12 protein-coding genes are annotated in these 11,986 nt (G+C 68.6%); 6 read left to right on the top strand and 6 right to left on the bottom strand.

What is annotated here, in order from left to right; genetic code table 11:
• Window positions 1–15: 15 nt before the first annotated feature.
• Window positions 16–2,046, bottom strand: coding sequence for a TerD family protein (locus GVY39_RS31740; RefSeq protein WP_159930643.1), 2,031 nt, complete (start codon window positions 2,044–2,046; stop codon window positions 16–18).
• Window positions 2,047–2,130: 84 nt separating this feature from the next.
• Here GVY39_RS31740 and GVY39_RS31735 point away from each other — a divergent pair, with 84 nt between their 5' ends.
• Window positions 2,131–2,628, top strand: coding sequence for a hypothetical protein (locus tag GVY39_RS31735; protein ID WP_195070139.1), 498 nt, complete (start codon window positions 2,131–2,133; stop codon window positions 2,626–2,628).
• 14 nt (window positions 2,629–2,642) lie between these two features.
• On the opposite strand, the gene pabB is transcribed toward GVY39_RS31735, so the two are convergent.
• A complete protein-coding gene (gene pabB / locus GVY39_RS31730) occupies window positions 2,643–4,877 on the bottom strand; it encodes an aminodeoxychorismate synthase component I (RefSeq protein ID WP_159930642.1) in 2,235 nt (744 codons plus the stop codon).
• Window positions 4,878–4,957: 80 nt separating this feature from the next.
• On the opposite strand from pabB, the gene GVY39_RS31725 reads away from it, so the two are divergent.
• From GVY39_RS31725 to GVY39_RS31715, 3 genes are all read left to right on the top strand, one after another.
• Entirely contained in the window at window positions 4,958–6,022 is a 1,065-nt protein-coding gene (locus tag GVY39_RS31725) for a phosphotransferase family protein (RefSeq protein ID WP_159930641.1), read from the top strand.
• A gap of 71 nt (window positions 6,023–6,093) precedes the next feature.
• A complete protein-coding gene (locus GVY39_RS31720) occupies window positions 6,094–6,624 on the top strand; it encodes a DinB family protein (protein ID WP_159930658.1) in 531 nt (176 codons plus the stop codon).
• Window positions 6,625–6,766: 142 nt separating this feature from the next.
• Complete coding sequence (locus GVY39_RS31715; RefSeq protein ID WP_159930640.1) at window positions 6,767–7,897, top strand: NDMA-dependent alcohol dehydrogenase; 1,131 nt, start codon at window positions 6,767–6,769, stop codon at window positions 7,895–7,897.
• Between the two features lie 6 nt (window positions 7,898–7,903).
• Here the strand turns inward: GVY39_RS31715 and GVY39_RS31710 are convergent, their stop codons facing one another.
• Complete coding sequence (locus GVY39_RS31710; protein ID WP_159930639.1) at window positions 7,904–8,251, bottom strand: iron chaperone; 348 nt, start codon at window positions 8,249–8,251, stop codon at window positions 7,904–7,906.
• Window positions 8,252–8,374: 123 nt separating this feature from the next.
• Window positions 8,375–9,568 (bottom strand): serine hydrolase domain-containing protein, encoded by a 1,194-nt coding sequence (locus tag GVY39_RS31705; protein ID WP_159930638.1) that lies wholly within the window; start codon window positions 9,566–9,568, stop codon window positions 8,375–8,377.
• Window positions 9,569–9,610: 42 nt separating this feature from the next.
• Here GVY39_RS31705 and GVY39_RS31700 point away from each other — a divergent pair, with 42 nt between their 5' ends.
• Together GVY39_RS31700 and GVY39_RS31695 are read left to right on the top strand one after the other, a co-directional pair.
• Entirely contained in the window at window positions 9,611–10,444 is an 834-nt protein-coding gene (locus GVY39_RS31700; RefSeq protein WP_159930637.1) for a serine hydrolase, read from the top strand.
• A 95-nt stretch (window positions 10,445–10,539) separates the two neighbouring features.
• Window positions 10,540–11,073 carry a DUF3145 domain-containing protein gene (locus GVY39_RS31695; protein ID WP_039796858.1) on the top strand — a complete coding sequence of 178 codons (534 nt, stop codon included), beginning with the start codon at window positions 10,540–10,542 and terminating at the stop codon, window positions 11,071–11,073.
• Between the two features lie 61 nt (window positions 11,074–11,134).
• Here GVY39_RS31695 and GVY39_RS31690 read toward each other — a convergent pair whose 3' ends face one another.
• Both GVY39_RS31690 and GVY39_RS31685 read right to left on the bottom strand, forming a co-directional pair.
• Window positions 11,135–11,446 carry a DUF3303 domain-containing protein gene (locus tag GVY39_RS31690; RefSeq protein WP_159930636.1) on the bottom strand — a complete coding sequence of 104 codons (312 nt, stop codon included), beginning with the start codon at window positions 11,444–11,446 and terminating at the stop codon, window positions 11,135–11,137.
• A 166-nt stretch (window positions 11,447–11,612) separates the two neighbouring features.
• Window positions 11,613–11,762, bottom strand: a complete 150-nt coding sequence (locus tag GVY39_RS31685; protein ID WP_159930635.1) for a hypothetical protein — start codon at window positions 11,760–11,762, stop codon at window positions 11,613–11,615.
• Window positions 11,763–11,986: the final 224 nt, after the last annotated feature.

The following is an 11,986-nucleotide window of genomic DNA, read 5'->3' as shown; positions in this document are numbered from 1 at the left end:
CCGGTGGCTCGTGCGCTATATGCGGGCGCCCTTGGCGCGATTGCACGCGCGGCACAGGATCTGGAGGTTGGCGGCGCTGGTCGCGCCGCCGCGGCTGAGCGGGATGATGTGGTCGAATTCCAGGTAGTGCCCGTCGCCGCATTCGACGCACCGTCCGCCGTCGCGCTGCCACACCTGCGCCTTCACCTCTTGCGGAATGCTTCGGGTGTCGCGCTGGCCCGGGGTGAGGACGAGACGTTTGGCCACGCGCAGGGCGCCTTCCAGGGCGGCCGTGACGTAGTCCGGATCGTCGACGGCGAAGGTCGCGCCGCCGCGCGCGGAGGTGGCCGCGATCACCACCGTCCCCTGTTCCGCGTGCACGGAGACGACGCGGGACCAGGGCATCTCGATGCCGGTGTCGGCGCCGACGAAACGCAGCTTCTTGTTGCTGCCGATCAGCCTGCCCTCGGTGAGCTTCGGGCCGCGAGCGAGTTGACGCACGTGTGTGGCGGGCAGGTCCAGATGCACCGTCTCCTCGGGGTCCAGGTGCAGGCCCGGCGTGCGGACGAGCGGCAGATCGCCCGTGCGCAGCCGGTAGAGGGTGTTCCCGCGATGCATCCGTCGGCGCAGATCCTCGATCAGCGGCCCACCCAGCGCGAGTTCGGTGACCGCCTGCTCGAACAGTTCCAGTTCCGCGTGCCTGACCTCACCGTCGGCGAAGGCGAAGGTGACAAGCCGCTCGACGTAGCTGAGCGCCACGTCACGCAAGGCCGTCCGACCCGCTTCGGCGTCGATGCGCTGATAGCGCAACGACGCCCACAACGCCGCCCATTCGGGACCACGCGGGCCGTGGCCGGTGAGCACCCGCCACGCCCGGGTGTGCCAATGGGTGAGGTATTCCTCGATCTCCTGTTCACACCTTTGGCACGGTGCGAGCCCGCCGAAGAGCTTCCGGCGCAGCGGGTTACCGCAACGATCGCAATGACGGCCGCTGTGCGGGTGGCGTAGCCGCCTGTCCTCGGTCCATTCGGTCCCGTCCCACCAACGTAGGCGTTGCGGGTTGTCCGGATCCGGGTGCCAGTCGGCGTATTCGGGATTCGGGGGTGGCACGGGAGCGTGCGGTGCGGTTTCGGGGATGTACCGGTTGAGGTCGACCGGTCGGGGGCGCGGCAAGGGCGAGGTGTCCACGCGGTCGAGCACTTCGGTGCGCGGCCAGGCGGGGGAGTCGAAGCTCGGTCGAGCCCCTGCGGATTGCCCGGTCGGCTCGGCGGACCGGCGGTGGTGATCGGTTACCAGTTGCGATGGAACGTCTTCCGCGGTGACGTTCGGTACGTCGGCTCGCTCGATCCCGGCGGGGGATTCCCCGTTCGCAAGGGCGGGGCCGGAGGGCAAAGGCCCTTGCGCGACGTGCCGGGCCGGGGTGAGGTCGTGCCGTGCGGGCTGGTCGGCGGGCTCCGCCGTGGGCGTCGAGCGGGCCGGAAGTCGTTCCTGCGCCGACGTGGTCGCGGTGGACCGGAGTACCCGGAACGGGTTGGTGGGATGAGTGGTGCGGGCGGGCGTCGAGGGATCCTCGATTCGGACGCCGAACTCGGTGACCAACCCCGCCAGCCCGCTGGACCAGCCCTGGCCGATGGCGCGGAAACGCCACTGCTCGTCGCGGCGGTAGAACTCACCGAACATCAGCGCGGTCACCGCGTCCACGTCATCGATCTCGAACGTCACGACCGCACCGTCGACGGAGTGCACGGCGACGGTCAGCCCGTGGATGTCGCCGAAAGTGCCCCCGTCCACGGAACCGGAGACGACGATGCGATCGACGTCGGCTTCGGTGCGCGGCAGCGAGACGCTCAGCCGCGCGGTGCCCGGCGCGGGTTCCTGAACGAGCGTGACCGCCTGGGAGACGTGCCGCGGGGCGTTGTAGAACACGAGGTCCCGGTCCGAGCGGACTGTGCCGGACGCGTCCAGCAGCAAGGCGTGCGCATCCACCGCATGCTCCGACCGCCATGAAACAACCACGGCTAGAAGGGATGTCGGTACCGCTGCGTTCGCGCCCTTGCTGAGTTTCATTGTGCTCGCACTATGCCACGACCCTCCGACACGCCGAACGTGCGAGGGGATGGCCTTCGGCGGGGCGTGCGGCACAGTGGTCCCATGACGAACCCGAAACGCCCGGGTCGTAAGCCGCCGACCCCGAAGTTGCCCGGTGGGCGTGTGCCCGGTCCCACCGACGTCCTGGCCGCCGCGCAGGCGGCCGTCGAAGCCGCGCAGACGGCCGCGGGCCAAGCGCTGGAAGCCGCCCAGCTGACCGCGACGTCGGCGTTCGACGCGGCGGTGCGGCTGCCGCCGGCATCGGCTCAGCTGGCCGCCCAATTGCCAGACCTGGTCGAGAACCTCTCGACCGCGATCGAACGGCTCAACTCCACCATCGATCGGCTCGACCGCACTCTGGCCCTCGCCGACCCGGCCTTCGCGGCCTACGACCGGCTGCTGCCCCGGCTGGAGGCGATGATCTCGCTCGGCGAGGACGTGCTCGGGCGATTGGCGAAGTTGCCCGGCGTCGCCTTGCTGGGCAAGCTGACCGGTCTGAGCGCGCCGGAACAACCCGCCGAGGAGCCGCCCCGGCGCAAGCCCGCCAAGCGGCGCAAATGACCGAGTACGAGCGTTCAGCGGTGTGCGTGGTCGGCGGCCGCGCGCAGCGTGGCGGCCGCCTTGAGCAGGACCTCGTGGTACTCCTCGGCCGGGTCGGAGTCGAGCACGATGGCGCCGCCCGCCCCGATTCGCCAGCGTCCGCCGTAGCGGACGGCGGTGCGGATCACGATGTTCAGGTCCGCTGTGCCACCGAGCCCGAGGAAGCCGATCGTGCCCGAATAGACACCGCGCGCCTCGGTTTCCAGTTCATCGATGATCTCCATGGTGCGCAGCTTCGGCGCGCCGGTCATCGATCCGCCGGGAAAACACGCGCGCAGGCAATCGATCACGCCGACCTCCGGCCGCAGCCTGCCGCGCACCGTGGACACCAGTTGATGGACGGTCGCGTACTGCTCGGTGGCCATCAGTTTCGGCACGTACACGCTGCCGATCTCGCAGACCCGGCCCAGATCGTTGCGCAGCAGATCGACGATCATGAGGTTTTCCGCCCTGGTCTTCGGACTGTCGGCCAACTCGAGGCGCAGGCGCTCGTCCTGCTCAGGGGTCGCGCCGCGCGGCGCGGTCCCCTTGATCGGCTTGCTCTCCACGATGCGCCTGCGGTCGACCTTCAGGAAGCGCTCCGGCGACGAGCACGCGATGTCGAGATCGTCGAAGCGCAGATAGGCGGCATACGGGGCGGGATTGCACCGGCGTAGCGTGCGGTAGAAATCGAGGCCTTCGGCCGCGGCGGCGGGGATCGTGGCGCTGTCGGTCAAGCAGATCTCGTAGGACTCCCCGGCGTGCAGCCGCTCGTGGCAGACCGCGATGTCGGCGAGGTAGCGCTCCCGGCCGCGAGTGAGCAGCGGCGCGACGGCGTCGCCGTCCTGAGGCACCTCGAGCGGCGGCGGATTCGTCCAGGTCGGAAGGGTATCCAGGGTTTCGCGGGTGTCGCGCAGCCAGTCGGCGGCGGATCGGGCGGTTTCCCCGTCGTCGCTCAGCGCCAGCAGGTGCGTCCGCCCGCCGACGTGGTCGACGACCACCATTCGATCGGCGAAGATCCACTGCGCGTCGGGAGTCGGTGCGCGGTGGACCGCGTTCGCACCGCAGTCGGCTTTCACCTCATAGCCGAGATAGCCGACGTAGCCGCCGACGAAATCGAAGGGCAGCTCGGGCGCTTCCAGGCGGCGCTTGCGCAGTTCGGCGGCCAGGAAATCGAGGATGCCGCCCGGTGCGGTGCGCCGATGTCCGTCGGCGGACTCGACGGTCACCTCGCCGTCGCCCACGCGGTAGCGCAGCACCTCGGCCAGCGGGCCGCCGGCGTCACCCAGGAAGGAGAACCGGTCCGCTCCGGGTTCGACATGCTCGCTGTCCAGCCAGAACGCCGTGGGGGAGTTGCCGTACAGCTGCACGAACGCGCTCTCGGTATCGATCGGCCGTTCGATGACGGACCGCTGGAGCCGGAAGGTCCGCGGGAGCGCAGGATCGGGGCGAACCGGATCCGCGGCCCGGGCGGATGATCCGCGGTCGGTGGGACGCTCGAGCTCGACCGCTGCGGCGGGGAACTGTTCGGCCGCGAGCGGCATGTGCGTGGTCCAGGCGGGGGAAAGGGAGGAGCCCGAGGCGACCGGGTCCGGCGCGGTCTCGCGCTCGATCGACCGGCTCGCAGTGGGAGGCGCAGGTCGGCTGCGATGCGTGGCGGTGAGTCTCGCGAAGTTGCGCAGCAAACCGGCGCCGAACTCGCTGGCGATCGACTCCGGGTGGAACTGCACGCCCCACTGCGGCCGGGTGCGGTGCCGTACGCCCATGACGACCCCGTCGCCGGACAGCGCGGTGACCTCCAGATCGCCTGGCAGCGGCCGCAGCGCGGCCAGCGAGTGATAGCGCACGGCGGTGAAGCCTTGCGGAAGCCCGGCGAACAGGTGCCGGCCGTCGTGCTCGATGCGATCGAGATAGCCGTGCCTGGCGGCGGGCGCCCCGGCGACCACGCCGCCCGCCGCGACGACGATGCCCTGATGGCCCAGGCACACCCCGAGCAGCGGCAGGTGGCTCTCGCGGATCACCGCCGCGGAAATTCCCACGTCGCGCGGCACGTCCGGCCGCCCCGGTCCGGGCGAGACGACGACGTTGTCGAACCGGCCGAGATCGAGTTCGGCGACCGTGCGCGCCTCGTCGTTGCGCACGACCGTCGGCTCGACGCCGTTCACCTCGCTGATCAGCTGATACAGGTTATAGGTGAAGGAGTCGTAGTTGTCGATCAACAGCGTGTGCATGGTTCTGGAAACCCTACGCCGCGCCGGTGAGAGCTAACTGTTGTCGTCTGCCTTCAGTTAGGGTCGGCAGGTGGTGCACAATGTGGGGCATGTCTGTTGCGCAACCGGTCGATGTGGATCCCGCGGTCGTCGACTTCGCCGTCGTCGGAAAGTGGATGGATGAGCAGGGTCTGCCCTCGGGGGACTTCGAGGACGTGACCGCGCTGGGCGGCGGAACGCAGAACATCATGCTCCGTTTCACTCGCGGTGGCCGCACCTACGTGCTGCGCCGTGGGCCGAAGCACCTGCGAGCCAAGAGCAACGACGTGATTCGCCGCGAGGCCCGGCTGCTCGGTGCGCTGGGCGACACCGAGGTCCGCGCACCCCGGGTGATAGCGGCCTGCGCCGACGAGTCGGTGCTCGGCGCGGTCTTCTATCTGATGGAGCCGATCCACGGTTTCAACCCGCAGAACGAACTGCCCCAGCTGCATGCGAGTGATCCGGAGATTCGCAGGCGGATGGGCCTTTCCGCGGTCGAGGCCATCGCGCGGCTCGGCGCGCTGGACTATCGGGCGCTCGGCTTGGCCGACTACGGCAAGCCGGAGGGTTTCCTGGAACGCCAGGTGCCGCGCTGGCTCGGTGAGCTCGAGTCCTATTCGGCCAACGAGGGCTACCCCGGTCCGCAGATCCCCGGTGTGGCGGCGGTGGGCGAGTGGCTGGACCGCAACCGTCCCGCCCAGTGGACGCCGGGCATCCTGCACGGCGACTGCCATCTGGCGAACATGATGTTCTCCTTCGACGGTCCGCAGGTGGCGGCGATGGTCGACTGGGAGATGTCCACCATCGGCGACCCGCTGCTCGACCTCGGCTGGCAGATCGCCACCCGCCCGGAACCGGGCACCACCGGCGCGGCGCTGGTGGGCAAGCTCGGCGCGGTCGGCGGGCTGCCGACGGCGGAGGAGATGATCGCGCACTACGGGCAGTTCTCCGAGCGCGACCTGAGCGCGATGCCCTGGTACACCGTGCTGGCCTGTTTCAAGCTCGGCATCGTCCTGGAAGGCACGCACGCGCGCGCGTTCGCCGGGAAGGCCCCTGAGCAGGTGGGCGATTTCCTGCACGCGATCACGCTGGAACTCTTCGAGCGGGCGCGGCGGCTGATGGAATGACTGTCGGGATGTTGCGATAGTTGACCGGATATCGGTTGAGGGTGTTATCCGGCCACGCCTACCTCGAGCGCATGCCGATCGTTCCCGACGTCAAGGACTGGACCTGGGTGCTCGAACAGCCCTGTCCGGAATGCGGTTTCGACGCCGCCGCGACCACTTACGAAGCCGTGCCCGCGCTCACCAAGGAGACAGCCGTCCGCTTCGGTGCGGTACTCGGCCGCCCGGGCGTCCGCACGCGACCGGACGAATCGACCTGGTCCGCGCTGGAATACGGCGCGCACGTGCGCGACGTGTGCCGTCTGTTCGACACTCGCCTCGGTCAGATGCTCGACGGTGACCCCGACGGCGAGGCGCCACGCTTCGCGAATTGGGATCAGGACGCGACCGCGATCGCCGACCGCTACAACGAGCAGGACCCGGCCCGGGTGGCCGCGGAGTTGGACGAGGCGGCCGAGCGGGTGGCGCGCTCCTTCGAGTCGGTGCCGCCCGGGCGGCGCGGGCTACGCGGGGCGCGCAGCGACGGGGCGCTGTTCACGGTGGAGTCCTTCGCGCGGTACTTCGTGCACGATCTGGTGCACCACGTGCACGACGTCCGGGGCTGACTGTCGCGCAACTGTAACGCGTTCGGGTTCGAGGTCACGCTATACCGACGATTTTTTCCGCCAGTACTAGAACGCGTTACATTTTTCTCGTAGTGTGGGTGCAGTCACATACAAGCACGCGCATGCGAGAGGGTCGACAGGAATGAAGACGAAGGGCGCGATCCTGTGGGGGATCGACCAGCAGTGGTCGGTGGAGGAGATCGAGGTCGGCGACCCGGTCGCCGGCGAGGTGCAGATCCGGATGGAAACCGCCGGCATGTGCCACTCCGACCATCACATCGTGACCGGTGCGACCCCGATGCCGTCCTTCCCCGTCATGGGCGGGCACGAGGGTGCGGGCGTGATCACGAAACTGGGCCCGAACTGCCCGGCCGATCTCCAGGTCGGCGACCACGTGATCCTGTCGTTCATCCCCGCGTGCGGTCGCTGCCCGGCGTGCGTGGCAGGACACATGGCGCTGTGCGACCTGGGCGCGGGCCTGCTCATGGGGCAGGCGATCAGCGACGGCACCTACCGCATCCAGGCCCGCGGGGAGAACGTCATCCCGATGTGCCTGCTGGGCACCTTCGCGCCGTACATGACGGTGCACCACACCTCGGTGGTCAAGATCGATCCGAGCATTCCCTTCGAGGTGGCCTGCCTGGTCGGCTGCGGCGTCCCCACCGGCTTCGGCTCCGCCACCCACGTCGCCCAGGTGTCCCCGGGGGAGACCGTGGTGATCGCGGGCATCGGCGGCGTGGGCATGAGCGCGCTGCAGGGCGCGGTGCTGTCGGGCGCCTCGAAGGTGGTGGCCGTCGACCCCAATCCGTGGAAACGCGAGCAGGCGCAGAAGTTCGGCGCCACGCACACCTACGAGAGCATGGCCGCCGCGATCATGCCGCTGATGGAGGCCACCGAGGGACGGATGGCCGAGAAGGTCATCCTGACCATGGGCGAGATGCGCGGCGAGTACATCGAGGAGGGCCTCATCCTCACCTCGAAGGCGGGCACGTTGGTGGTCACCTCGATGGGCCGGATGGACGAGAACGACGTGAAGCTGAACAGCTTCCTGCTGTCGATGTTGCAGAAGACGGTCAAGGGCTGCATCTTCGGTGGCGGCAACGCCCGTCAGGACGCGCCGCGCCTGCTGGCGCTTTACAAGGCGGGACAGCTGAACCTGGACGACATGGTTACCCGCAGCTACTCCCTGGAGGAGATCAACCAGGGCTACCAGGACATGCTGGACGGCAAGAACATCCGCGGCATCATCAAGTACACCGAAGCGGACTGGTAGAGCGCCTCACCGCTGCTCGGCGAGCGCGGTGGCGATCCGTGCGATCAGGTCGTACGGCACCGGTTCGCCGAGCCGGAAACGCAGCGTCCCCTTGCCCGCCCGATACGGCTCGAGCTCGCGTTCCAACGCCGGGTCGCCGTCCGGGATGGGGTAGAGGCTGATGTGGTGCTGCCAACCCGCGAAGTGCACGATGTTGCGACCGTGCAGCTTGAAGGTGGGGATGCCATAGCTGATCGCCTGACTCGCATCCGGCAGGGCGGTCTGGATGGTGCGCCGGATCTCGTCGAGGACTTCGCGCACGTCGGAGGGGAAGGTGGCGAGATATGCCTCGACGGTGGTCGGCTTGTCTGCCACGAGGTCCCTCGCTTCCACGGTCGGTTACGGACCGCTCTTCGCCGGCCCGGGCGCCGTGAGTGTAGGCAGCCGACCGCGCCGCACCGGGAATCGCGGACGGCTCGGCGCGCCGCGCTCCCGCGCTCAGATCCGGCAGCGCAGCAGGGCTTCGCGCAGGTTGCGGCTACGGACGTCGTCGAGGACGGCCAACCCCAGCCGGTTCATCGTGTAGCCGAAACCCAGACCGGTGGCGGGGTCGGCGAACCCGAACGAGCCGCCGAGGCCCGTGGTGCCGTAGGCGCGTTTGTCCGAGCCGAATCGGAACGTGCCGCGCGACTTGCGGAAGCCGAGGTGGTAGCGGCTCTTGGTGTGCAGCACCAGGTCGTAGGCGGGGACGTCGTCGGCGGTCTCCTCGGCGGCGAGCCGGTCGAGCAATGCGTCGTCGATCGGCAGCGCGCCGGTGCGGCCCGCGGCCGCGCCGTAGACCTTGGCCAGTGCGCGAGCGTTGCCCACTCCGTTGGACCCCGGCAGTTCCACCTCGAGGAATTCGCGCCGGGTCGCCCGCGCCGGAGCCCCGCAGCGCGGGTTGGTCAGCGCCGCGTAGGACAGCCCGCGCCGGGCGTAGATCTCCGCGCCGATCCGCAGCGGGAGATCGCGTTCGTAGCGCAGCATGTCCAGGCCGCGGGTGGCCGACATCGTGGCGATGCGATCCATGCTCTGCTCGGGCGGCAGGCCGATGAAGAAATCCGCGCCGAGCGGTGCGGCGATGTCCTCGGCGAAGATTCGTCCGAGCGTGCGGCGACGCGGGTCGACCCGGCGCAGCAGTTCGCCTTGATAGAGGCCGAGGGTGATCGCGTGATAGCCGTGCCTGGTGCCAGGCCGCCAGGCGGGTTTCTGCGCCGCCAGAACGGGTGCGAGGCCGTCCGGATCGGCGATCTGGGGCAGGCGCACGATCTCGCTCAGGCCCGACAGCCCCGCTTGATGGTCGATCAGTTGACGCACGGTGATCGTGTCCTTGCCGTGGGCGGCGAACTCCGGCCAGTACTTCGCCACCGGCTGCTCGTAGTCGAGCAGCCCTTCGGCGACCGCGGCGGCGACGGTGAACGCCGCCATGCCTTTGGTCGAGGAGAACACCGGCACGATCGTGTCCGGCTCCCACGGCAGTGTGCGCCGCCGATCGCGGAAGCCTGCCCACAGGTCGACCACCGGGCGCTCGCCCGCGTAGACCGCTACGGCGGCGCCGATTTCGCCGTGCCGCTCGAAGTTGCGGCCGAAGGCGTCGGCGACCGGTTCGAAACCGGACGCGACGTCGCCGTGAACAGTGGGCTTTTCACTCATGGTGAGTCGATGGTAGCCACGCGGTTCTCGTAGGCTCGCAGGGTGCGTTCACTCGAGCAGATTCGGGAATGGCCGGTCCGGCACGCGGCGGCCGCGGTGGTGACCGCCGATGGCGGCGTCGCGAGCGAAGGTTCTGTCGAGCGGGTGTTCCCGCTCGCGTCGGTGACCAAGCCTTTGGTGGCATACGCCGTTCTGGTCGCGGTAGAGGAGGGCGCGGTCGAACTCGATCAGCCCGCCGGGCCGCCCGGCGCCACGGTGCGTCATCTGCTGGCGCACGCGTCCGGACTCGCGTTCGACACCACCGACATCCAAGCGGCGCCCGGAGCCAGGCGGATCTACTCCAGCGCGGGATTCGAGGTGCTCGCCGCGTTCGTCACCGAGCAGACCGGGATCGCGTTCGACGAGTACCTGCGCGACGCGGTGTTCGGACCGCTGGGCATGACCGCGTCGGTGCTGGCCGGTCCGGCCGGGCACGCGGGGCGGTCCACCGCGGCGGATCTGACCCGCTTCGCCGCCGAATTGCTGAACCCGCGCTTGATCTCGGCGCAGACGCACGCCGAGGCCGCCTCTGTCCAGTTCCCGGGCTTGAACGGCGTTCTGCCCGGCTACGGTTCGCAGCGCCCCAACGACTGGGGCCTGGGCTTCGAAATCCGCGACGGTAAGACTCCACACTGGACCGGTGGCACGAATTCGCCACAAACCTATGGACATTTCGGCCAATCCGGGACATTTTTGTGGGTTGACCCGAGAACGGGGTTGGCGTGTCTCGCCTTGAGCGACGAGAATTTCGGCGACTGGGCGCGCGCGGCTTGGCCACCGCTGAGCGATGCTGTCGTGGCGGAGGCGACTGCCGGGCGCGACACGGTCACGAAGTAACACGTGTAACTTCGGGCACTCCAGTACACTCAGGCAACGCCAGTTCGACGAATCGTTGGGGAAGACGTTCCTCGTCGAAGCTGGAGGTGTTGGTGGTGCGCGCATCGAGTCAGTTCGCGGATGCGACGGCGGGTGTGGTCTACATCCACTCGTCGCCTGCCGCGCTGTGCCCGCATGTCGAATGGGCACTCACCTCGGCCCTTGGCGCCCCGGCGAAGCTGCGCTGGACCGCTCAACCGGCCGACGGTCAACTGCGCGCCACCAGTGAGTGGATCGGTCCGGTCGGCACCGCCTCCAAGATCGCCCAATCATTGCGCTCCTGGCCGGTTCTGCGCTTCGAGGTGACCGAGGATCCCAGCGACGGCGTGGACGGCGAGCGCTACAGCTTCGTCCCCGGCCTCGGTCTGTGGCACGGTTCCACGAGCGCCAACGGCGACGTCATGATCGGTGAGATGCGCCTGCGCGCCATGCTCCAGGCGACCCGGGAACTCGGGAAGTACTCCGCCTACGACCTGGCGGCCGAAATCGACCGCGCCCTCGGCACCGCCTGGGACGAGGACCTCGAAATCTACCGCTATGGAACGGAATCCGGCGCCGAGGTCACCTGGCTGCGCCGGGACGTGGGGTAGATGTGACCGCACGCCACGACGTTTCGTTCGGTTCGAGCCGACCCGAGCCGACCGAGGATGTTCAGGTGATCGACGCCCTGAACTCCGCGCCCTCCTGGACTGCCTGCACGGCGTCGGCGATGTCGACGACGGGATAGATCTGGTATTCCGCAAAAAAGGCGAACTTGTTCGGAGCGTCGGCGAGGTCCATCGGATTGTCGGTCTCGACCACCGCGAACCCACCGCTGCCGTCGAGCCGGCCGACGAACTGGTGGTACGCCATGCCCGTGAGCGGCTTCCAATTGGCGAACACCTCCAACGCGCGCCGAATAGCCGCTTCGTTCTCGGTCGCGGAGCCGGTCCAACGGTAGGTCCAGGAAACCATGTACTTCATCTCATCCTCCTTTGATGGCCGGAGCCGCAGGTGAAGCCGACTCCTGCCTTGCCGCCGCGCTGTCGAGGAGATGCGTTGTCAACTCTGCTCGGAGGATGCGCGGGAGTACATCAACCCCTGGGTCGGAATATCTCGTACCAGCCGCCAGAAGAGCTACGTCCGACGGTCACGCCGACACGTGGGGTAGTGCCGCGCCACTGTCAGCCACCGCGAGCGCCGAGATCACCGCCGAACCGGTCGCCGCGATAGTGGAGGTACCCCCGGCTGTGGTCGACGGAGCACGGAACGCGATCGCGAGCGTCATGTTCTTCGGCATCGTGGGCTTGTGCCTGGCCCGCATTCTTCCGGCGGATCAGTGCCATCTGTTCTGAGACGCGTTGGCGGCATGCGCCAACGCTCCCGTCACATTCGATGTTGTTCTGCCCAGGGAGGTTGGTCGAGGTTTTGTGACGACACGCTGTAGGTGATCGTTGAATGGCGAAGGTCTCCTGTCGTGGAGTGGGAGTTGCTGAGACAACCACTGCAACGAACAGGAGACCT

This window comes from Nocardia sp. CY15, from assembly GCF_009829295.1.
Classification (GTDB): Bacteria; Actinomycetota; Actinomycetes; order Mycobacteriales; family Mycobacteriaceae; genus Nocardia; species Nocardia sputi.
Note: the sequence above shows the minus strand (reverse complement) of the source record. Positions and strands in the feature narration are given on the sequence as shown.